The organism is Tardiphaga sp. OK245 (assembly GCF_900108575.1).
Taxonomy (GTDB): domain Bacteria; phylum Pseudomonadota; class Alphaproteobacteria; order Rhizobiales; family Xanthobacteraceae; genus Tardiphaga; species Tardiphaga robiniae.
Genome location: NZ_FNWZ01000003.1, coordinates 204,758 through 226,337, shown reverse-complemented (window position 1 = coordinate 226,337; position 21,580 = coordinate 204,758). Strand labels below are relative to the sequence as shown.

The following is a 21,580-nucleotide window of genomic DNA, read 5'->3' as shown; positions in this document are numbered from 1 at the left end:
CGCCTCGATCCGCGTTTTTTGTGCTGCCGGGAGACGTCCGGCGGCGGGGGCCATATTGAAGTCCAATCGGCAATCCAAGCGAGTATTACGTGACCGCTGACGCCGCCCGCAGGCGAGCGCTATGGCAAATCCTGGTGCTCTTGGCGGGATTGCTGGTGCTTGCCGCCATCAGCGCGGCCTCCGTTATCCTGGTGAACCAGGCACGTGACGATTCCAGGTGGGTGGTCCACACCGTCGAAGTCCAGAACCAGATATCGAACCTGCTGCTGGAAATCCGCCGGACCGAAAGCGCGACCCGCGCCTATCTGCTGTCCAGCGGTCCACAATTCCTTTCCGAATATGAAACCTCGGCGACCGCGATCCTGCCGGCCGTCGACAGACTGGTGGCCCTCGCCAACGACAATCCGGCCCAGGTCGCCAACACGGTCAAACTGCGTGCAGCCGTCGAGCAGCGACTGGCGGAATTCGCCAGGGGGATCGACCGCATCAAGAACAACGACATCCAGTCGAGCATCGACATCCTTCGTCGCGGCGGCGCCAATCAGGCCGTTCAGGACATCGCCGATATCACCCGCGCGATGCGCGCCGAAGAAGGCCGCCTGTTCGTCGAACGCACCCGGACGGCCGACCAGAGCCAGCAATGGGCCTCGTGGGTCACCGTGGCCGGCTCCGGCCTGGTGGTGCTCCTGGCGGCGCTGTCGATCTTCCTCGTGCGCCGCTCGTCAAACGCCCGCGATGAGGCGGAGGCCAGGTTGCGCGACAGCAACATCGACCTCGAAGCCGCCGTTGAGGAGCGCACCGCCGACTTGCGCGAAGCCAACGACGAGCTGCAGCGCTTCTCCTATATCGTCAGCCACGACCTCCGCTCGCCGCTGGTCAACATCATGGGCTTCACCAGCGAGCTCGAAGAGCTGCGCGGCGATATCTTCAGGCGCATCGCAACGCTCGCCAATGCAGACCCCGTCGTGCCCGATGTGAACGGCGAATTGCCGGAGCCGGCGCTGCCCGAACAGGACAAGCAACTCTCCGCCGATTTCACCGAAGCGCTCGGCTTCATCAAATCGTCGATCGGGAAGATGGACCGCTTGATCAGCGCTATTCTCAATCTGACCCGCGAGGGCCGGCGCGAATTCAAGCCCGTCAAGATCGACACCCGCGAACTCATCGAAGGCATCGCGTCCACGGTGGCGCATCAGGCAGCCGAGACCGAAACCCAGATCCGCATCGAGCCATTGCCTGACATCGAGAGCGATCGTCTCGCAATGGAACAGATCTTCGGCAACCTGATCGACAATGCGCTGAAATATCTGAAGCCCGGCGTCCCTGGCGACATTCGCGTCAAGGGCCGCACCAAGATGGGCTTTGCGATCTTCGAGATTATCGACAACGGCCGCGGCATCGATCCCCGGGATCATCAGCGCATCTTTGATCTTTTCCGCCGTGCGGGTACACAGGACAAGCCCGGCCAGGGCATCGGATTGGCCCATGTGCGCGCTTTGGTGCGACGAATGGGCGGCACCATGTCGGTGTCATCGGAACTCGGCAACGGCAGCAACTTCACCGTCACGCTGCCGGCCAGATGGACGGGGCATAACCGGGATAAACAAACATGAGTAAGCCAGTTACCATCATTATGATCGAAGACGACGAGGGTCACGCCCGTCTGATCGAACGCAATATCAGGCGCTCGGGTGTCAATAATGAGATCATCCCGTTCACCAACGGTACAGACGCCGTCAACTATCTGTTTGGCAAGGATAGCACTGGCCTCGATCACAAGGGCGAAGCCCTGCTGATTCTGCTCGACCTCAACCTGCCCGACATGACCGGGATCGATATCCTGAAGCGTGTCAAAGAGAACGAATTTCTCAAATGCGCGCCCGTCGTGGTCCTCACCACCACCGACGACGCACAGGAAATCAAACGCTGCTACGAATTGGGCTGTAACGTCTACATCACCAAGCCCGTGAACTACGAGAGCTTCGCCAACGCGATCCGCCAACTCGGTCTGTTTTTCTCCGTCATTCAGGTTCCACAAGCGTCCACATGACATCTGCCACGACGCCTACGCTGCTGTATATCGATGACGACGCAGGTCTTGCGCGGCTGGTGTCGCGCGGCCTGACGCGGCAGGGCTTTGGCGTCGAGCATTGCGACAATGGCGAAGCCGGTATCGAACGGATCAAGCAGGGTGGTATCGACGTCATCGCGCTCGATCAGTACATGCCGGGCCTCGACGGGTTGGAAACGCTTGAGCAGATCCAGAAACTGCCCTCGCCGCCCCCGGTGGTGTTCGTCACGGCGTCGCAGGACAGCAAGATCGCCGTCACCGCCCTCAAGGCAGGTGCCGCCGACTATCTGGTGAAGGACACCCAGGGCGACTTCCTGCCGCTGCTGCATGTCGCCTGCACGACCGCCATTAAACAGGCCCTGATATCAAAGGCACGCGACGACGCCGAAGCCGAAGTCCACGCGTCACGCGACCGCTATGCGGCCCTCGCGGCCGAGCGCGAAGTGCTGCTGCGCGAGGTCAATCACCGTGTCGGCAATTCGCTGCAGATCATCGCCTCGCTGCTGCATCTGCAGGCCAACTCAACCAGCGAAGATCACGTCAAGGTGGCGCTGACCAATGCCATGGGCCGTGTCGCCGCCGTGGCGCAGGTCCATCGCCGGCTGTACACCTCGCACGACCTCAACAGCGTGCTGCTCAATCAGTATCTCGAAGCCCTGCTGGAAGATCTCCGTCGCTCCGCCGAAGGCAACCGGATGTCGCGCCTCACGTTGAAGGCCGAAGCCGTCGAGATCGACCCGGACCGCGCCGTCGCCATCGGCATCATCGTCAACGAGCTGGTGATGAACGCCGTCAAATACGCCTATCCCGACGGAGCCGGCCCGATCCATGTCGTGCTCACCGCGCAGGGCGACCAGCTCGAACTGTCGATCACTGACGATGGCGTCGGCCTCAACGTGAAAGTCGATCCGCGCTCCACCGGCATGGGCCAGCGCATTGTCAATGCCATGGCCAGCAAGCTCGAAGCTTCCGTCGAGCGCGATCCCGATCACACTGGCACCCGCATCGTCCTGCGCTTCTGCGCCGTCACCAAGCCCGCGGCCAAACCGCCGGTCAGCGCTGCGGGCTAGGCCCGTCTGCGCTGCGGCCGCGCCTTAAACACTCTCAACCTGCACAAATATGCCGCGCCCGTTCGCCTTGCGCGGTTCCATCGCATGCCTAGACTGCACCTTTCAGTCTGCTGATATTTCTCTTTCTTTCCGGACCTCGGATTTCATATGCGCTGCCTTGTCGTAGCCGATCTCCACTATTCGCTGCCCCAGTTCGACTGGCTACTCAGCGTCGCGCCGCAATTCGACCTCGTGATCTTTGCTGGCGACGCTCTTGATATCGCCTCGGTCGTCGACTTCCGCGCTCAAATCCTGGTGGTGAAAAAGTATCTCGGCCTGCTTGCCCAACGCACCAAGGTGATCCTGTGCTCTGGCAATCACGATCTCGACGAACGCAACGATGAAGGCGAGAAGATCGCGCGATGGGTTGGCGATGTCAGACAACTCGGCATCGCCTGCGATGGTGACAGTCTCACCATCGGTGATACGCTCTTCACGGTTTGCCCATGGTGGGACGGTCCGCTGGTGCAGCAGCGTATCGTGCAACAACTCAGCGAAGCATCCGCACAAAGCGCAAAACGCTGGATCTGGGTCCATCACGCACCGCCGACCAACTCGCCGACGAGCTGGGGCGGCAAGCGTTACTTCGGCGATGTCGAACTGGTGCAATGGATCGAGGCGCATCGGCCCGCGATGGTGATCTCAGGCCACGTGCATGAGTCTCCGTTTGTCCAAGACGGCTCATGGTACGACCGGATTGGTGAGACCTGGGTGTTCAATGCAGGCCGACAGTTCGGTCGGCCGCCAACTTACATCGTGCTCGACCTCGATGACGGCACAGCATTCTGGCTATCGGCGGAAGGCGCTGACCATATCGATCTGAACGCTCCGCTGCAGCGTCCGGCGTTACCGATCAAGGTCGCGCCCGCATGGCTCACATCCGTGGATCGTTGTGTCGATCCGAGCCCCGATCCGAATCTGGTGACACCTTCGTCGGCGACAGGTTGACCATGTTTTCCAGGAGCTCGCCGACCATCGACAGATGCGTACCATGGCCGGCATATTGCTGCTTGATATCGGCAAGATAGCTCGTCGCCACATTGAGCCGCTGCGCCAGCAGCCGCGCGATCATCAGCGCGACGGTCGGGTGATCCCGCAGGAAATCCGTCGCATTCTCGAACTCATAGACTTGCGTCTCCATCGCGGCGCGCACGGTCGCGGTATGCGGCTGTTCGAGGAGCACCGACATTTCACCGACCACAGCACCGGGTTCGGTCAAACTCGCAACCACCGTGTCGCCCTTGACGACATCGAGCTGCCCTTCGATCAGCACGAACAAATGTCCGCTGGTCTGTCCTTCCCGGATGATCGTATCGCCCGCTGCAACGCTGTGCTTCACGCCATCGCTGCAATGATCCAGAACGGCGCGCATATCAGGCACTCCAACATGGTTGATAAAGCGTATGCTCGCCGTGACGATCGCGTGACACAAGGCCCGAATGCGCCGAAATTGTCGGCAACCGGCGCATATTGGGTGCGGCGGAGCTTGCGAGACGTCCCGCCCCGGCTACCACGTCTTTCTCCCTGTTGCATTTGTTCGGGAGATAGTTATAGTTAGTTGCTTCCTTAGCAATAAGGCCCGTCCTTCCAGACGGGCCGTTGCCATTTTAGGGGGCCTTTGCGATGAGCCGTTCCAACCGGATCGATCATATTCGCCTGACGTCGCATCCTGCGCCGGGCGCCAAACATCACTTCCCGATCCAGTGGGGCGCAGCCTCCGCACGCGAACGTGGACCGGTCATCGGCACCGTTTCCCGCCCGCAGGACCGCAACGTCATCGGCACCCATGGCGGCTCCTATTCGGTCTATCGCGCACTCGCGGTTTCATCCGGCGCGCTTGATCCGCTGAAGCGCCCCGACCTCACAAACACCCATCCCGCTGCTGTCGTCGGGCCTTTCGGACAATGGACCGATCCCGAGAAGATCGTATCGCTCGATCCCTGGGGTCATCTCGTTGCCGAAAACTTTGCGCCCGAGATCGCCGAAGGGATCGATATCCGCCCGAGCATCGCGATCACCAAGGCGCGGCTCGATCTGCCCGAGCTGCAGGCCGCGATCGCTGGCGGTCGCCTCAAACACGACGGCGACGTCGTTCATGCCAATGGCAGCGTCTCCGTCGTCAAGATTGCCATCGATCCCGTGTGGTATCTGCCCGGTCTCGCCAAACGCTTTGATACCAGCGAGAACAATCTGCGCCGCCAGCTGTTCGAACAGACCGCGGGCATGTTTCCCGAACTTGTGACGCGGCCTGACCTGCAGGTGTTCCTGCCGCCCATCGGCGGGACTACCGCCTATCTGTTCGGCGACGTCAGCAAGCTACCGGATCACACGACCAAGATCACCTGCCGCGTTCACGACGAGTGCAACGGCTCCGACGTGTTCGGCTCCGATATCTGCACCTGCCGCCCCTATCTAATTCACGGTATCGAGGAATGCGCCCGCGCCGGCCAGTCCGGCGGTCTCGGCATCATCATCTACAACCGCAAGGAAGGCCGCGCGCTCGGCGAGGTCACCAAATTCCTCGTCTACAATGCGCGCAAGCGCCAGGAAGGCGGCGACGCCGCTGCGCAGTATTTCGAACGCACCGAATGCGTGGCCGGCGTGCAGGATGCGCGCTTCCAGCAGTTGATGCCGGACGTCGTGCATTGGCTCGGCCTCAAGCGCATCGATCGCTTCATTTCCATGAGCGACATGAAGCATGATGCGTTGACCAGTCAGGGCGTCGAGATCGTCGAGCGCGTGCCGATCCCCGACGACATGATCCCGGCGGATGCGCATGTGGAGATCGCCGCCAAGAAGGCGGCTGGCTACTTCACGCCGGACCCGGTGACACCGCAGGATCTGATCGACTCCGTCGGTCGCGGGCTTGAGAAGTATTGAGATATCAGCAGTGAATCCCCAGACCCCGGAAGCCTCTGCCGCCCTCTCGTTACTGTCAGCTCACGCCGTGCGCACCCGTGCGCAACGCATGCTGAACCTCGGCCTCGACGACAAACTGCCGAACTTCCGTATCGATCTCACGCGCATGGACGATGTGATCAACCTGGTGCTGGACACGACGCGCGCCTCCTATCCGTCGCTCGATGTGCCGTTCCATTCGCGCTGGCGTCACTTCGTCAATGCCGGCGACAATCGCTGGGCCGATATCTCGGACCGTATCACGTGGCCTGATCGCGCAGCACGCGGACGCGCGGAATTCGATCTCGCCATCACCAGCGTGTTCCTCGATGCCGGGGCCGGTCCGACCTGGCGCTATACCGATCCCCAAACCGGCGCGGCCATTGGCCGTTCCGAAGGTCTAGGTCTCGCGAGCCTTGCGATGTTTGCCGGCGGCACATTCTCTGCCGATCCCGCGCAGCCACTGCGCGCCGATGCCAGCAAGCTCGCAGAGCTCGACGTCAGCGATCTCAAGCGCGGCATGCAGGTCTCCGACACCAATCCAATGGTCGGCATCGACGGCCGCGCCGATCTGCTGCGCCGGCTTGGCGAACACGTAGCGTCGAAGCCCGATATGTTCGGCACGAAGGATACGCCGCGACCCGGCGGATTGTTCGACCGTCTGGCGTCGCTGGCTGACAATGGCCGCCTGCCCGCCCCCACCATCCTCTCGGAACTGCTGCTGCAACTCGGTCCGATCTGGCCGTCGCGGCTGACGCTGGATGGCATCGCGCTCGGTGATTGCTGGAAGCATCCAGCGATGACGACCTCGGATGCGACGAGCGGCCTTGTACCCCTGCACAAGCTGTCGCAATGGCTGGCCTATTCGCTGATCGAACCGCTGCAGACCGCAGGCATCGATGTGACCGATATCGACGGCCTCACGGGATTGGCCGAATATCGCAATGGTGGCCTTTTCGTTGATGGTGGTGTCCTGAAATTCCGCGATCCCGCTGACGCCGCGCGTGAACACGACGTATCGTCGCCGCTGGTGGTGGAATGGCGGGCGCTGACCGTGGCGCTGCTTGACCGCGTCGCCGGCGGCCTGCGACAAAGACTGAAGCTCGACGCGACGTCGCTGCCGCTGGCCAAGGTGCTTGAAGGAGGCACATGGGCCGCCGGTCGCATCCTGGCGCGCGAGCGCCGCGAGGATCATTCGCCGCCGGTGAAGGTCATCAGCGACGGTACGGTTTTCTAGATCAAAGACGGTTTTACACTCTCGCAACGGATGAGGTTCATGGACGGCGTCACGATCGTTAATCACCCGCTGGTGCAGCACAAGCTGACGCTGATCCGCGACAAGAACCGCTCGACCAAGGGCTTTCGCGAACTGCTCAACGAAATCGGCATGCTGCTGTGCTACGAGGTGACGCGCGACCTTCCGCTCACCGATGTCGAGATCGAGACGCCGATCATGAAGATGACCGGCAAGGAAATCGCCGGCAAGAAGCTGGTCTTCGCACCGATCCTTCGCGCCGGCCTCTCTTTCGTCGAAGGCATGATCGGCCTAGTGCCCTCTGCGCGCATCGCGCATATCGGCCTGTACCGAGATCCCGAAACATTTGTGGCCGTGGAATACTTCTTCAAGGCGCCGACCAATCTCGACGAGCGCCTCGTCATCGTGATCGATCCGATGCTGGCCACGGCAAACACCGCGGTGGCCGCCATCGATCGCATCAAGGAGCGCGGCGCCAAGGACATCCGCTTCGTCTGCTTGCTGGCCGCCCCCGAAGGCATCGAACGTCTGCGCGGCTATCATCCGGACGTCCCGATCTGGACCGCGGCGATCGACGACCGGCTGAACGAGCACGCCTATATCGAGCCGGGTCTCGGTGACGCCGGTGACCGTGCTTACGGCACCAGGTAGCGGGGTGCACCGACACGCGGACGCCTCCTACCACGCGACACTTCCTTGGACTGTGGCTCAGTTGATCATCAGCAGCCAGGGCATTACGACCAGCAGCAAGCCGGCGAAATAGATCAACCCGAAGATCAGGCCGAACTTCCAGAAGTCGGCCTTGCCGATATAGCCGCTGCCAAAATACATCGGCGCCGGTCCGGTGGCATAGGGCGAGATCACGCCCATCAGGCCAAGCGAATAGATACAGAGCAGTGTCAGAGTCGACATCGGGATTCCGGGAATGCTCGACCCCACCGCCAGCACGACAGGCAGCATCGCCGCCGCGTGCGCCGTAATGCTCGAGAAAAAATAGTGGATCCAGAAGAAGATCGAGACCAGCAGGATCATCGCGATGGTCGGGCTGAATGTGGCGAGCGGAGCCGCCAGGCCGGCGGCAGCCCATTTGATGAAGCCGATGTCGTTGAGGCCGGATGACAACGTCAGCAGCGATGTGAAGTAGAAAAACACCTCCCACGCTGCTTTCTCGGCGATGATGTCGGAAAACGTGATGACGCCGGTGACGAGCATCAGCGAGATCACAACGAACACCACCATGGTCGCATTGATGAAGTTCGAACCGACGCCAGGCAGCGAGATGTCGGGATTGGATCCGGTGATCCACAGGAACATCGCAAGCACGACCAGTCCGGCCATGATCCATTCGCTGCGCGACAACGCCCCCATCGACGCGAGTTCGCTCGCGCTCCACGCCACGATCTCCGGGCTTTCTTTCACCTCCGGTCGGCAAATTGCGTAGCTCAGCAGTGGCAGAAGCAAAATAAGCGGCACGCCGAGCGGCGCGAAGCCGATGAACCACTGTGACCAGCCGACGTCCACGCTCACGATCTTCTTGGCGATGCTCAGTGCAGCCGCATTGGGCGCAAGCGCGGTGAGGAACATCGAGCTCGTGACTGCAGTCGCCGCGAATGCGGTCCACATCACATAGGTTCCGATCCTGCCGGCTGTCGGACCCGGCTCCGATCCGTAGATCTTCGGGATGTTGCTGACAATCGGATAGACCGTGCCGCCGCTGCGCGCGGTGTTCGATGGCGTCGCGGGCGCGAGAACGAGATCGGACAGCGCAACGGCATAACCCAGTCCCACCGTGTTGCGCCCGAGGCCGCGAACCAGCAGCAATGCCAGACGCCTGCCAAGACCGCTCTTGCGATAGCCGATCGAGAATACGAAGGCGCCGACAATCAGCCACACCGTGCTTTCGGAGAATCCGCTCAACATCCAGCGCAGCGACTTGTTGGGATCGTGTTCGACATATCCCATCACGCCCGCAAAGGTCAGACCGATCAGACCGACCGCGCCGACGGGCATCGATTCCAGGATCAGGCCGGTAATCACCGCAGCGAAAACGGCAAAATAATGCCACTGATTGGCGACAAGCCCTGCCGGAATCGGGATGACGTACAGCACCAGCCAGACAGCGAGAGGTGCAATCTTCTTCCAGCTCAGCGACACGGCATCTCCTCCGGCGAGCCGAGCCGCCGTACCTGCGACAATACGTCCGGCAACGTAACACCAGTTGTTGCCCGGCGAGCAACCGCCAACGCGATCTGCGTCGCATGTATCACCATCTTAGAGCGCGCCCCTCTTTCCTTTCGCATCCGCAGCAAACGTCGCGCTCTCATGCAGCCGGGTCACGCGCGGCGTTGCGCCGGCAGCCCCGAACGCGACATGGAGTGGCAGGAAATGCTCGTCTATCGGATGGTTTTCTTCACCGCATGGGGAGCAAGCCGACGACAGGTCATAAGTGAAGCTGCCGCTGCCGATCGCCGGCACATTGCCGTGCGGGTAGCTCGCCGGCGCGTATAGTCAGGCGACGCTCTCATACTGGATCAGCCGCGGCCTACGCTTGGCGGCATCCATGGCATCTATTTTTGCCAAGCCGCCCTGGCAACCGTCCCGAGATTTCAGCGCGCCGAACTGACGCGCTTCTCCTCGCCGCTATGCGACGGCACGGATTGGCTGTCGACCACGGCACGCCCCTGCGTGATCAGCCGCGCGCCGCGCTGATCCAGCGTGTGGATCCACAGCCAGTTGATCGCAACGGCAAGACGATTGCGCAGCCCGATCAGGAAATAGATATGGGCGATGCCCCAGATCCACCACGCCAGCGCGCCGCGCAGCCTGACGCGGCCGAAGTCGATCACGGCGAGCTTCTTGCCGATCTGCGCGAGACTGCCGTCATGCGAATAGCGAAACGGTGCGGGCGTCTCACCACGCAAACGTTGCTTGATTGCTGACGCGACATAGCGCCCTTCCTGCTTTGCTGCCGGGGCAATGCCAGGTACCGGCTTGCCATCAGGGGCAGCAATGGTCACGGTGTCACCGACAGCAAATATCTCGGGATGACCCGGCACTGTAAGATCCGGGTTGACCTGCAGACGTCCGGCGCGATCGGCGGCAACGTCCAACCATTCGGCAGCCGGCGACGCGCGCACGCCTGCCGCCCAGATGATCGTCCTGGCGCCGAGTGTCTTGTCGCCATAGACAACGCCATCGATATTGCAGTCGGACACGGCATGTCCGAGCGCGACTTCGACGCCGAGCTTCTCCAGCGAACGCTGCGCATAGGCCGACAGGTCCTCCGGAAATCCAGCGAGCACGCGTGTCCCCGCCTCGATCAGCACCACGCGCGTCTTGCGCGTATCGATATTGCGAAAATCTTCCGGCAGCGTCACCCGCGCGAGCTCCGCGATGGTGCCGGCGAGTTCGACACCCGTCGGCCCGGCGCCGATAATCACGAAGGTCAGCAATGCCGCGCGCTTGACGGGATCGCTCTCGCGTTCGGCACGCTCAAAGGCCGTGAGAATACGACGGCGCAGCGTGGTCGCATCTTCCAGCGTCTTGAGGCCCGGCGCGAACGGCTCCCATTCATCATGGCCGAAATAGGCGTGGCCGGCACCTGTGGCGAGCACCAGTGTGTCATAGGGCAGCGTCTGCCCGTCATCGAGCAGCACCCGGCGCGCCGCCGCATCCACGCCGGTCACGGTGCCGAGCAGTGTCGTCACATCCTTGCGTCCACGCAGCAGATAACGGATCGGCCAGGCGATCTCCGACGTCGCCAGCGATGCGGTCGCGACCTGATACAGCAGCGGCTGAAACAGATGATGATTGCGGCGATCGACAATGGTGATGCTGATATCGGCACCGGTCAGCCGATATACGGTCTCCAGCCCGCCGAAGCCGGCGCCGACAACGACCACCCGATGAGGCGTTGTCGTTCTGATCGATGCCTTGCCGTCGATTGTCACGATATTCGTCATGGTGAACAGGCTCCCTGCCTGCATCCTGATAGCTATGCCCGTCGTCCGAACAATCAAGCAACAATCGGACGCGCCAGGCCGGTTGTTGAGCGGTTCCAGATTGATCAGCCCGCGTTGGCATCAGTGTGCCCTGCGCGACCAGGACCGATCCAATGAGTAAGCCAAATGCCGGGCATAAGCATTGCTTGGTTCGTGATTCCGATCCTCCGAGGCACCCTCAATCCGCTCGGCGCCAGTCGAGCGCCGAGACCGTCGCCCGCGCCGCCTCGGCCTGCTATGCTGGCCGCATGAGCTCACGCGACTCTGCCTCCTCCGAGGTCACGCCAGAACTGCTGCTGCGCGCCTATGCCTGCGGCATCTTCCCGATGTCGGAAAGCGCCGACGATCCCGGCCTGTTCTGGGTCGAGCCCGAGATGCGCGGGGTCATTCCGCTGGATGGGTTTCGCATCAGCTCGCGCCTCGCCCGCACCGTGCGCTCCGACGTTTTCACCGTGACCGTCAACACCGCTTTCAAGCGCGTGATGGCCGAATGCGCAGCGCCAAAGCCGGGCCGGGAGGACACCTGGATCAACACGCGGATTCGCGATCTCTATGGCGAGCTCCACGAGATGGGCCATGCCCACAGCGTTGAGATCTGGCAGGACGACACGCTGGCCGGCGGGCTCTATGGCGTCTCGCTCGGCCGCGCGTTCTTCGGCGAGAGCATGTTTCATCATGCGCGCGATGCCTCGAAGGTGGCACTGGTGCATCTGGTCGCCCGGCTGATCGCCGGCGATTTCAAGCTGCTCGACACCCAATATGTCACCGATCACCTGCTGAGCTTCGGCGCACAGGAAGTGCCGCGCGCCCGCTATCGCAAGCTGCTCGACGCGTCGCTCGACGGCATTGCGGAATTCGACAGACTGCCGATGGATTTCCCGCTCAAGGGCGCGACGGTGCTGGACATCATCGCGGGACGGAATAGCGCCTCTTAAGACGCGCCGTAACGCTTACTGCCGGAACGCCGGGAAGCCCGGCGGCGGCTGCAGGGGCTGCTGCTGGGCACGCGGCTGCTGTTTCGGCGGCGCACGCTTCTGGGCCGGCGGCGGGGCACGCGGTGCGTCGGGCTGTGTCGTCGCAACCGTGGCTTCCGGCTGCTTACAATCGGTCAGCCAGATATCGTAGATCGGATGCTCGACGCCGTGCAGGCCCGGACTGGCCGCGAACATCCAACCGGAGAAGATCCGCTTCACCTCGCCCTGCAGCGTGATTTCATCGACCTCGACGAAGGCGTCTGTATTCGCGGCCTCGGTCGCCGGACGCGTGTAGCAGGCATCGGTCTTCACGCGGAGCGCGCCGAACTGCACAGTCTCGCCGATATCGGCGTCGAAATTGATGATGCGGCCGGTGATCTTGTCGAGGCCCGAGAAACTGGCCTTCTTGTTGACGATCTTCTGCGCCGGCGGCTCGGTAACGACCTCATCGCCAGGCTGCAGCGTGGCGGGCGTCGGCGGCGCCACCTTCGGCGGCTGGCGGCCACCGGGAGTGGCGGCAGGCGGCGCGTTGGCGACGCCGGGCTGTTGCTGCCCTGGCGCGGCCGGCTGCTGGGCCTGTCCCTGCCCCGGCGGGTTCTGCGGAACGATAGTGGTGTTGCTGCCGGGCGGCGGCGCCAGAGGCTGCGACTGCACGGCTCCGGGCGGCGGTGCGCCCATGCCGGGACGGGTCGGCAACAGACGGCCCTGCGGCAGTTCCGGCACCTCTTCCTCGTCGTCCATAGGCGGCGGGGGTTGCTGGCCACGCGGCACGGCCCCGGGCGGGCGCGGCGGCGTGTCGCCGAACAGCGGACCGAACTGCGCTTGCACAGGTGCAGGCGACAGTGAGGTGGCGGCCAGAAGGGCCGCAAATCCGGCAATGGTCAGGGTTCGCAACATGCGGCGCGGCTCAATCGAGAATCAGGCTCGCGACATTGTAGGAGAATGGCCGCGTAATCGCCTCCGGTTAACACGCCGAATGCGGCGGCGAAAGGGCACCCTGCTCCCCATACCGCCCGGCTGGTCAGGTCATTCTCCCCGTGAAATAGTCCACATCAGGCAGGCGCGCGATACGCGACCAGCCATCAATCCGGAACAAACCGGAGCATGGGGAGAACGCTGAAGATGACTGACGGAATCCGTCTGGACGGCAGAATCGCCGTCGTTACCGGCGCGGCCGGGGTGATCGGCACCGAGACCATCAAGCTGCTGGCGGCGCGCGGCGCCAAAATCGTCGCGGTGGATCGCGATGCCGGCGCATTGCAGCGCGCGGTCGAACAACTCCCCGCTTCCGCCGAAGCATTGGCGCTCACCGCCGACGTCACCAGCGAGGACGACGTCATCGGCTATGTCGCCGCCACGGTGAAGCGCTTCGGCACCATCGACATTTTCTACAACAATGCCGGGATCGAAGGCACGATCACGCCCATCGTGAAGATGTCGCTCACCGACTTCCGGCGGGTGCTCGACGTCAATGTAGTCGGCGTCTTTCTCGGCATGAAGCACGTGCTGCCAGTGATGCTGAAGGCCAACAAGGGCTCGATCATCAACACCGCGTCCATCGCCGGCGTGATCGGCTCGGCCGAAGTCGCTGTCTACAGCGCCAGCAAACACGCAGTGATCGGCCTCACCAAGAGCGCGGCGCAGGAATGCACCGGCACCAATGTACGCGTGAACTGCGTCTGTCCCGGCCTGATCGACAGCCGCATGCTGTCAGCCATCGTGGACGCACGCGTCGGCCGCGGCGCGCCCGCCCCTGTGGACAAGGTCGTCGATCGCGTGCCGCAACGCCGGCTCGGTCTTGCCCGGGAAGTCGCCCCGATCGTGGCCTTCCTCGCCTCCGACGATGCGAGCTACGTCACCGGCTCCGCTTACACCGTCGATGGCGGCCGCACCTCCGCCTAAACATCCCAAAACCAAGAGCAGATCACATGCCCGTTGTCCTCGATCCCGATGCCGCCGCCGTCCTCAACGTCTTCCGCGATGCCGGCCGTCCGCCCTATGAGACGATCTCGCCCCAGGAAGCGCGCGAGTGGTATTTGAAAGCGCGCCCGGTCGCCAATCCCGAACCGCCGGAACTGGCGTCGGTGACATCCATGATGGTGCCCGGCCCGGCCGGCACTATTCCCGTGCGCCTCTACACACCAAAGACCCTGCGGAAAAAGGACGGCATGTCGCCGTGCCTGGTGTTCTTCCATGGCGGCGGCTGGGTGATCGGAGATCTCGACTCCCACGACGTGGTCTGCCGCATCCTCGCCCATGAAGGCGAGATGATCGTCATCTCGGTCGACTATCGCCTCGCGCCGGAGAACAAGTTTCCGGCAGCCATCGACGACGCCATCGCCGCGACGCGCTGGATTTCCGACAATGCCGTGCAACTCAATGTGGATGCGAAGCAGATCAGCGTCGGCGGCGACAGCGCTGGCGGCAATCTCGCGGCCATCGTGGCCATCGATGCGCGGGACAATGGTGGGCCAAAGCTCGCCGGCCAGTTGCTGATCTATCCCGCCACCGACTTCCGCATGAGCCATCCCTCTCACAGCGAACCGGCGACGAGTTGCCTCCTGACCCACAACGTCATCCGCTGGTTCGCCGATCACTATCTCACCAGCAAGGCCGACGTGGACAACTGGCGGGCGTCACCTGCCCGCGTGGAGAACCTGAAGGACCTCCCGCCGGCCTATGTGCTGACCGCCGGCGCCGATCCGCTGCGTGACGAAGGCGACGAATATGCCAGACGCCTGTCCGACGCCGGCGTCGCCGTGGAATACAAGACCTATCCCGGCCAGTTTCACGGCTTCATCACCATGGGCAAGATCCTGCCCAAGGCGAATACGGCGCTGCATGAGATGGGCGAATGGTTGAAAGGGTTGGACTAGCGCTCGCGGCGCCCGAGGAGCAATCGCGATGAAGAAACCGGAGAAGATCGCACCCGGCGGTCCGGTCAGGGGCCGTTGCCTGTGCGGCACGGTTCAGTTCGAAATCGATTTTCCGGCGCGCTGGGCCTGGCACGATCATTCGCGCGCAACGCGACGCGCCCATGGCGCGGCCTACGCGACCTATGTCGGAAGCTGGCGCAAACGTTTTCATATCACGAAGGGAGCGACCGGGATTACGCGCTTCGAAGACACTGCATCAGGCAGCGCGCGAAGCTTCTGCACACAATGCGGCACGCCACTATTTTACGAGCGCGCCCGCTCGCCGCATATGGTCAACATTTCCCGCGCATTGTTCGAAAGCCGCACCGGCCGGCAGCCGCTTTATCATATCGGCATCGAGGAATTGCAGGAGTGGACCTACACCGGCGAGCCGCTGGTTCCGCTCAAGGGCTTTCCGGGCGTCGTCTGGGAGCGTCCGGGAAGAAAGAAGAAGCGGACTCCCAACGACGAGCCGTTCTAGGTTTTCGGTTTCCTGCGCTGCTGGATGGCTTGCTGCCGCGACGGAGCCGGTCTCAGCCAGTCCGAATTGCCAAGCGCATGCTTCACGCAGTCATGGATGTGGGTGTGCAGCAGTTTTCGCGCCTTCGCGGAATCCCGTGCCAGCGCGGCGTTCATCAGCTCGCGATGCTCGACGGCAGCGACCTCGCCGCGAAACACCACTGCCAGCATCTGGTAGCGCAGATACTTGTCGTAAGCCGCCGACAGCGCATCGAGCAGCACCTGCGATCCACAGGCCGCGATCAGCGCACGGTGAAATTGCCAGTCGCACTGCTTCCAGGCCTCGGTCTTCGACTTGTCGCCAGCCAGCATGGCCTTTTCCATGGCGGACAGCTTGTGATGCGCGGAGACAACCAGCGCCTCCCAGTCGAGATCGCCTGATTTGAAGGACTGCTCGATGGCATGGCCCTCGAGCAGTTCGCGCAATTCGGCGATCTGCTGGAATTCGGTGGCCGAGATCGACGTCACCTCGAAACCGCGCTGGCCTTCGGCGACGACAAAGCCTTCCGAACACAGCCGGTTCAGCGTCTCGCGCAGCGTCGAGACACTGGTGCCATAGGCGACGCTCATCTTCTCCAGCTTCAGCTTCTGGCCGGGTTCAAGCGTGCCGAAAATCACGTCGTTGCGGATACGCCGATAGGCGCTGTCGCCGACGGTCTCTCCGGCGCGGTCCGCAATGGGGGTATCCAGCATGAAAGGTCCTGGTGACGAGGAATGGTCGCGCTGCGCCACCATACATCACCCCGCGCCTAAGACACAAATCATCATAGATAATGTAAAATATCGGTTGATTTTTGTTTTGTCGTAGATGACGGTGACGCCAAGAAGTAAAAATACCATCCAAGGGAGCTTCAACATGTCCGTACACCCGAAGTCCGCCGTCTGGCTTGCCGCCATCGCCGCCACCCTCGCCATCGCCGGCGGCCCTGCATCCGCGCAGGTGCAGGAGCGCACGATCCGCTGGGGTCATCTCAACAACACCGATCATCCCGTCAGCAAGGGCGTGCAGAAGTTCACCGAACTCGTTGCGGCCAAGAGCGGCGGCAAGATGAAGGTGCGCGAATATCCCGCTAACCAGCTCGGCTCCGAGATGCAGCAGCAATCGGCGCTGCGCGCCGGCACGCAGGAAATGCAGTCGCCGGCCACGACGTCGCTGGTCGGCATCGTCAAGGATTACGGGCTGATCGATTTCCCGTTCATCGTCTCGACGCCGAAACAGGCCGATGCGCTGCTGGACGGCCCGCTCGGCTCGGCCCTGCTGGCCAAGCTGCCGGAGAAGGGTCTGATCGGTCTGGGCTACTGGGATCTCGGCTTCCGGAACGTCACCAACAGCCGCCGCCCGATCACCAAGGGCGAAGACCTCGACGGCATCAAGATCCGCGTGATCCCGAACCCGGTCTATCTCGAGACCTTCAAGGCGTTCAACGCCAATCCGGTGCCGATGAGCTTCTCCGAGCTCTACACCGCGCTGGAAACACGCACGGTGGACGGCCAGGAAAATCCGTTCTCGGTGATCCTGTCGAACAAGTTCTACGAGGTGCAGAAATATCTCAGCGTCACCAACCACACCTATTCGACCAACATCATCCTGGTCAGCAAGGTGTTCTGGGACAAGCTCTCCAAGGACGAGCAGAAGATCCTGCAGGATGCCGCCAACGAGGCCCGCGACTATCAGCGCAAGGTCAGCCGCGATGCCGCAGCGGCTTCCATCGGCGAGCTGAAGGCCAAGGGCATGGAGGTCAACGAGATCGCTCCGGCCGAGCTTGCGAAGATGCGCGACAAGACCAAGCCGATCGCGGCAAGATTCTCCGCCGACTACGATCAGGAGATCGTCAAGCTGTTCAATAGTGAACTTGAGCGCGTTCACAAGGACTGAGTGAGCCGCGCATCACCAACCGTCACTACGCGGCGCCCCCACGCTCACTGCGAAAGCATCCATGTCCGCTTCATCAACTACTGCGATAAGCAGGATCGTCGAAGTCTATTACCGGTCGATCAAGATCGTCATGGCGGTGTTGCTCGCCGCCATGGTGGTCCTGGTCTTCGGCAATGTGGTTCTACGTTACGTCTTCAACTCGGGCATCGCCATTTCCGAAGAGCTGTCGCGCTGGCTGTTCGTCTGGATGGTGTTTCTCGGCGCCATCGTCGGCCTCCGCGAACACGCCCATCTCGGTGTCGACAGTTTCGTGAAGCTGCTGTCGCCGACGGGCCGCAAGATCTGCTACGCGCTCAGTCACGTGCTGATGCTCTACGCCTCTGTATTGCTCACCGAAGGCTCGTGGAAACAGACGGTGCTGAACTGGGACACGACAGCGCCCGCCTCCGGTCTCTCCGTCGGCCTGTTCTACGCCGCAGGTCTCGTCTTCGGCGTCGCCTCGATCCCGATCCTGCTGCATGACCTCTATCGCCTGCTCACAGGCCAGCTCGCCACATCCGAGCTGATCGCCATCAGTGAATCCGAGGAGCATGTCCCTGCGGCGCCCGCCCCTGCCCACGGGAACGACCGCCGATGACCATCAGCATCTTCACATTCTCGCTGCTCGGCGCGATGGCCATCGGCATGCCGATCGCATTCGCCCTAATCATTTGCGGCGTCGCGCTGATGACCTATCTGGATATCTTCGACTCCCAGATCATCGCGCAGAACGTCATCAATGGCGTCGATTCCTTCCCGCTGATGGCCGTGCCGTTCTTCATCCTGGCCGGCGAGATCATGAACACCGGTGGCCTCGCCCGCCGCATCCTGAACTTCGCCATCGCCCTTGTCGGCCATCTGCGCGGCGGCCTCGGCTATGTCGCCATTCTCACATCCTGCATCCTCGCGTCGCTGTCTGGGTCTGCCGTTGCCGACGCCGCCGCGCTCGGGGCACTGCTGGTCCCGATGATGGTTGCGGCCGGGCATAACCGCGCCTCCGCAGCCGGCCTCGTCGCCGCCGGCGGCATCATCGCGCCGGTGATCCCGCCTTCGATCGGATTCGTGATCTTCGGCGTTGCCGCCGGCGTTTCCATCTCAAAATTGTTTCTCGCCGGCGTGGTGCCGGGCCTGATGCTCGGCGGCAGCCTGTGCTTTGCCTGGTGGTGGGTTGCACGCAACGAGAACTCGGTGAGCCCGCCGCGCCAGAGCCTGGCGCAGATCTTTCGCGCGCTGATCGACGGCTTCTGGGCCTTGATGTTGCCGATGATCATCATCGTCGGCCTCCGCTTCGGCATCTTCACACCGACCGAAGCTGCCGTCGTCGTCGCAGTCTATTCCTTCATCGTGGCAACGTTCGTCTATCGCGAGCTGACACTGGCGCAGCTGATGAACATCCTGATCAGTTCAGCCCAGATCACCGCCGTGGTGATGTTCCTGGTCGCGGCAGCGCTGGTGTCTTCATGGCTGATCACGGTGGCCGAAATTTCCGGCCAGATCGTCGAACTCGCCCGGCCCTTCATGGGCAACCAGACGCTGCTGATGATCGTGTTGATGATCATCGTCGTCATCGTCGGCACCGCACTCGACATGACCCCGACCATCCTGATCCTGACGCCCGTATTGATGCCCATCGTCCGCGAGGCCGGCATCGACCCGGTCTATTTCGGGGTGCTGTTCATCATCAACAACGCGATCGGACTGATCACGCCCCCCGTCGGCGTGGTGCTCAATGTGGTGTGCGGCGTGGCGAAGGTGAGCATGGACGAGATCATGCGCGGCGTCTGGCCGTTCATGATCGCACAATTGGTGGTGCTGGCGCTGCTGACGCTGTTTCCGTCGCTCGTGATGGTGCCGGCGAAGTGGCTCGGCGGCTAGAAGGAAGTTCGATAATGAAACGCGTGATGATCCTGAACGGTCCCAACCTCAACCTGCTCGGCGTGCGGGAGCCGCATATCTACGGAACCACCACGCTCGACCAGATCAAGGCCAGCTGCGAGGAACAGGCGGTCAAACTCAAACTGGCGCTGGCGTTCCACCAGTCGAACCACGAAGGCGTATTGGTCGACCTCATCCAGTCGGCCCGTCAGGATGCCGACGCCATCATCATCAATCCCGCGGGCTATTCGTTCACATCGATCGCCATGCTCGACGCGATGAAAGCGTTCGAGGGACCGATCGTGGAGCTGCACATTTCGAACATCCACGCGCGCGACAAGTATCATCGCCATTCTGTGCTCTCGCAGGCTGCCACAGCTGTGATCTGCGGTCTCGGACCGTACGGCTATGTCGCAGCGATGCTGGCGGTCGCGCAGATGCCCACGCGTTGATCGCGCCGGGCCGATGCGGCCTTCATTCGCGGATCAACATGCTCTGGGGTTTGGTGAGTACGTCGGGGTGGAGAATGGCGGCAAGGGTCGCTGCAGGTAGCAGACCTTTTTCCAGCACCAGATCGTAGACGCTGCGGCCGGTCGCATGGGCCTCGACCGCGACGGCGGTGGCATTGGCGTAACCGATATAGGGATTGAGCGCAGTAACGAGGCCGATCGAATTCTCGACATAGGCACGGAGACGTTCGCGGTTCGCGGTGATACCCGCGACACAACGCTTTTCCAGTGTCAGGCAAGCCTCGCGCATATGGCTGACGCTCTTGAACAGGCTGTGCGCGATGATCGGCTCGAACGCGTTGAGCTGAAGCTGGCCAGCCTCGGCCGCGAAGGTCACCGTGAGATCGTTACCGATGACTTCAAAGGCGACCTGGTTCACGACCTCGGGAATAACGGGGTTCACCTTGCCCGGCATGATCGAGGAACCCGCCTGTACCGCCGGCAGATTGATCTCGTTGAAACCGGCGCGCGGGCCGCTCGACAGCAGCCGGAGGTCATTGCAGATCTTGGAAATCTTGACGGCCACACGCTTGAGCACGCCGGACAACTGCACGAACGCACCGCAATCCTGCGTGGCTTCGATCAGGTTTACAGCGGTGACCAGCGGCATGCCCGTGATGGCGACGAGATGATGGCAGACCAGACGCGCGTAGTCCGGATGGGACGTGATCCCGGTGCCGATGGCTGTCGCACCCATGTTGATCTCGCAAATCAGCAGTGCTGCCTCGCGCAACCGGTCCTCGTCTTCGCCAATCATGACGCCGTAAGTGCTGAACTCCTGACCGAGCGTCATGGGCACCGCATCCTGCAACTGGGTGCGGCCCATTTTCAGAACATCCTTGAACTCTTCGGCCTTGCGTTCGAAACCCTGACGCAATACGGCCATCGCATCGATCAGGTGAAACACGCCGTGATAGGTCGCGATTTTCAACGCCGTGGCATACACGTCGTTGGTGCTCTGGCTCATATTGACCTGTTCGTTCGGGTGCAGGTACCCGTAGTCGCCTTTGCCGTGACCGAGAATTTCCAGCGCACGATTGGCGATCACCTCATTCGCGTTCATGTTGGTGGAGGTCCCGGCGCCGCCCTGGATGACGTCCACCACGAACTGGTCATGCAGGCGGCCGGCGCGAATTTCCTCGCAGGCAGCGATGATCGCATCGCCGCGTGGCTTGTCGAGCAGCCCCAGCTCCATATTCGACAGTGCCGCCGCCTGCTTGATCGCGGCGAGCGCGCTGATGAGTTCGGGATAGATGGAAATCGGAATCCCGGTGATCGGAAAATTTTCAACGGCCCTCAGCGTATGAACGCCGTAATAGGCGTCGGCCGGAACATCGCGATTGCCCAACAGGTCGTGCTCACTGCGCGTGTCGTTGGTCATGTCGGATCTTCCTGAGTTGTCGCTGTGAACAGACGATTGATCTCGTCAGCCGTCCCCGTCCCCGATCATGCCCAGTGAGCTTTCGAAACCTAACATCTCGAACTCACATGTTACGGCTATATCGTATCCGCCCCAGCCCAGTCGATCGAGTACAATCC

The 21,580-nt window shown here is 62.3% G+C and carries 21 protein-coding genes; 15 read left to right on the top strand and 6 right to left on the bottom strand.

The window, feature by feature from the left end:
- The first annotated feature begins 89 nt into the window (after window positions 1-89).
- From BLW80_RS13705 to BLW80_RS13690, 4 genes are all read left to right on the top strand, one after another.
- Window positions 90-1,613, top strand: a complete 1,524-nt coding sequence (locus BLW80_RS13705; protein ID WP_093758391.1) for a sensor histidine kinase — start codon at window positions 90-92, stop codon at window positions 1,611-1,613.
- On the top strand, window positions 1,610-2,050 hold the full coding sequence (locus BLW80_RS13700) for a response regulator (RefSeq protein ID WP_089264105.1): 441 nt from the start codon (window positions 1,610-1,612) through the stop codon (window positions 2,048-2,050). The genes BLW80_RS13705 and BLW80_RS13700 overlap by 4 nt, the downstream gene beginning before the upstream one ends.
- Window positions 2,047-3,141: a response regulator gene (locus BLW80_RS13695; RefSeq protein ID WP_093758390.1), complete on the top strand. Its 1,095-nt coding sequence runs from the start codon at window positions 2,047-2,049 to the stop codon at window positions 3,139-3,141. The genes BLW80_RS13700 and BLW80_RS13695 overlap by 4 nt, the downstream gene beginning before the upstream one ends.
- Window positions 3,142-3,288: 147 nt before the next feature.
- A complete protein-coding gene (locus BLW80_RS13690) occupies window positions 3,289-4,128 on the top strand; it encodes a metallophosphoesterase family protein (RefSeq protein WP_093758389.1) in 840 nt (279 codons plus the stop codon).
- Here BLW80_RS13690 and BLW80_RS13685 read toward each other — a convergent pair.
- Window positions 4,055-4,552 (bottom strand): Crp/Fnr family transcriptional regulator, encoded by a 498-nt coding sequence (locus tag BLW80_RS13685; RefSeq protein WP_093758388.1) that lies wholly within the window; start codon window positions 4,550-4,552, stop codon window positions 4,055-4,057. The genes BLW80_RS13690 and BLW80_RS13685 overlap by 74 nt on opposite strands.
- Before the next feature lie 251 nt (window positions 4,553-4,803).
- Between BLW80_RS13685 and BLW80_RS13680 the strand changes: the two genes are divergently transcribed.
- From BLW80_RS13680 to upp, 3 genes are read left to right on the top strand one after another with little or no spacing between them, the layout of a single operon-like run.
- Complete coding sequence (locus BLW80_RS13680; RefSeq protein ID WP_092143569.1) at window positions 4,804-6,060, top strand: GTP cyclohydrolase II; 1,257 nt, start codon at window positions 4,804-4,806, stop codon at window positions 6,058-6,060.
- A gap of 10 nt (window positions 6,061-6,070) precedes the next feature.
- Window positions 6,071-7,315: a URC4/urg3 family protein gene (locus BLW80_RS13675; RefSeq protein WP_283805493.1), complete on the top strand. Its 1,245-nt coding sequence runs from the start codon at window positions 6,071-6,073 to the stop codon at window positions 7,313-7,315.
- 39 nt (window positions 7,316-7,354) lie between these two features.
- A complete protein-coding gene (upp, locus tag BLW80_RS13670) occupies window positions 7,355-7,984 on the top strand; it encodes a uracil phosphoribosyltransferase (protein WP_089264099.1) in 630 nt (209 codons plus the stop codon).
- Between the two features lie 57 nt (window positions 7,985-8,041).
- Here upp and BLW80_RS13665 read toward each other — a convergent pair whose 3' ends face one another.
- Together BLW80_RS13665 and BLW80_RS13660 are read right to left on the bottom strand one after the other, a co-directional pair.
- On the bottom strand, window positions 8,042-9,487 hold the full coding sequence (locus BLW80_RS13665) for a DASS family sodium-coupled anion symporter (protein WP_093758386.1): 1,446 nt from the start codon (window positions 9,485-9,487) through the stop codon (window positions 8,042-8,044).
- A 452-nt stretch (window positions 9,488-9,939) separates the two neighbouring features.
- Complete coding sequence (locus BLW80_RS13660; protein WP_093759077.1) at window positions 9,940-11,295, bottom strand: NAD(P)/FAD-dependent oxidoreductase; 1,356 nt, start codon at window positions 11,293-11,295, stop codon at window positions 9,940-9,942.
- A gap of 287 nt (window positions 11,296-11,582) precedes the next feature.
- Here BLW80_RS13660 and aat point away from each other — a divergent pair, with 287 nt between their 5' ends.
- On the top strand, window positions 11,583-12,269 hold the full coding sequence (aat, locus tag BLW80_RS13655; RefSeq protein ID WP_093758385.1) for a leucyl/phenylalanyl-tRNA--protein transferase: 687 nt from the start codon (window positions 11,583-11,585) through the stop codon (window positions 12,267-12,269).
- Window positions 12,270-12,284: 15 nt separating this feature from the next.
- On the opposite strand, the gene BLW80_RS13650 is transcribed toward aat, so the two are convergent.
- Window positions 12,285-13,205 carry a DUF2155 domain-containing protein gene (locus tag BLW80_RS13650; RefSeq protein WP_093758384.1) on the bottom strand — a complete coding sequence of 307 codons (921 nt, stop codon included), beginning with the start codon at window positions 13,203-13,205 and terminating at the stop codon, window positions 12,285-12,287.
- A gap of 225 nt (window positions 13,206-13,430) precedes the next feature.
- Between BLW80_RS13650 and BLW80_RS13645 the strand changes: the two genes are divergently transcribed.
- The 3 genes from BLW80_RS13645 to BLW80_RS13635 are packed head-to-tail and all read left to right on the top strand — an operon-like array spanning window position 13,431 to window position 15,704.
- On the top strand, window positions 13,431-14,210 hold the full coding sequence (locus BLW80_RS13645; protein WP_093759076.1) for an SDR family NAD(P)-dependent oxidoreductase: 780 nt from the start codon (window positions 13,431-13,433) through the stop codon (window positions 14,208-14,210).
- Between the two features lie 26 nt (window positions 14,211-14,236).
- The gene (lipP1, locus tag BLW80_RS13640) at window positions 14,237-15,184 is read left to right on the top strand and encodes a LipP1 family hormone-sensitive lipase (RefSeq protein WP_093758383.1); all 948 of its coding nucleotides are present in this window, start codon (window positions 14,237-14,239) and stop codon (window positions 15,182-15,184) included.
- A gap of 28 nt (window positions 15,185-15,212) precedes the next feature.
- The gene (locus BLW80_RS13635) at window positions 15,213-15,704 is read left to right on the top strand and encodes a GFA family protein (RefSeq protein WP_093758382.1); all 492 of its coding nucleotides are present in this window, start codon (window positions 15,213-15,215) and stop codon (window positions 15,702-15,704) included.
- Here the strand turns inward: BLW80_RS13635 and BLW80_RS13630 are convergent.
- Entirely contained in the window at window positions 15,701-16,435 is a 735-nt protein-coding gene (locus BLW80_RS13630) for a GntR family transcriptional regulator (protein ID WP_089264093.1), read from the bottom strand. The two genes, BLW80_RS13635 and BLW80_RS13630, sit on opposite strands and share 4 nt — an antisense overlap.
- A gap of 163 nt (window positions 16,436-16,598) precedes the next feature.
- On the opposite strand from BLW80_RS13630, the gene BLW80_RS13625 reads away from it, so the two are divergent.
- The 4 genes from BLW80_RS13625 to aroQ all read left to right on the top strand — a co-directional run bounded on the left by BLW80_RS13625 (window position 16,599) and on the right by aroQ (window position 19,984).
- A complete protein-coding gene (locus tag BLW80_RS13625; RefSeq protein ID WP_093758381.1) occupies window positions 16,599-17,618 on the top strand; it encodes a TRAP transporter substrate-binding protein in 1,020 nt (339 codons plus the stop codon).
- An 85-nt stretch (window positions 17,619-17,703) separates the two neighbouring features.
- A complete protein-coding gene (locus BLW80_RS13620; RefSeq protein WP_093759075.1) occupies window positions 17,704-18,255 on the top strand; it encodes a TRAP transporter small permease in 552 nt (183 codons plus the stop codon).
- Window positions 18,252-19,532 carry a TRAP transporter large permease subunit gene (locus BLW80_RS13615; protein ID WP_068736733.1) on the top strand — a complete coding sequence of 427 codons (1,281 nt, stop codon included), beginning with the start codon at window positions 18,252-18,254 and terminating at the stop codon, window positions 19,530-19,532. The genes BLW80_RS13620 and BLW80_RS13615 overlap by 4 nt, the downstream gene beginning before the upstream one ends.
- 14 nt (window positions 19,533-19,546) lie before the next feature.
- A complete protein-coding gene (aroQ, locus tag BLW80_RS13610; RefSeq protein WP_093758380.1) occupies window positions 19,547-19,984 on the top strand; it encodes a type II 3-dehydroquinate dehydratase in 438 nt (145 codons plus the stop codon).
- 22 nt (window positions 19,985-20,006) lie between these two features.
- Here the strand turns inward: aroQ and aspA are convergent, their stop codons facing one another.
- The gene (aspA, locus tag BLW80_RS13605; RefSeq protein WP_093758379.1) at window positions 20,007-21,422 is read right to left on the bottom strand and encodes an aspartate ammonia-lyase; all 1,416 of its coding nucleotides are present in this window, start codon (window positions 21,420-21,422) and stop codon (window positions 20,007-20,009) included.
- Between the last annotated feature and the right edge of the window lie 158 nt (window positions 21,423-21,580).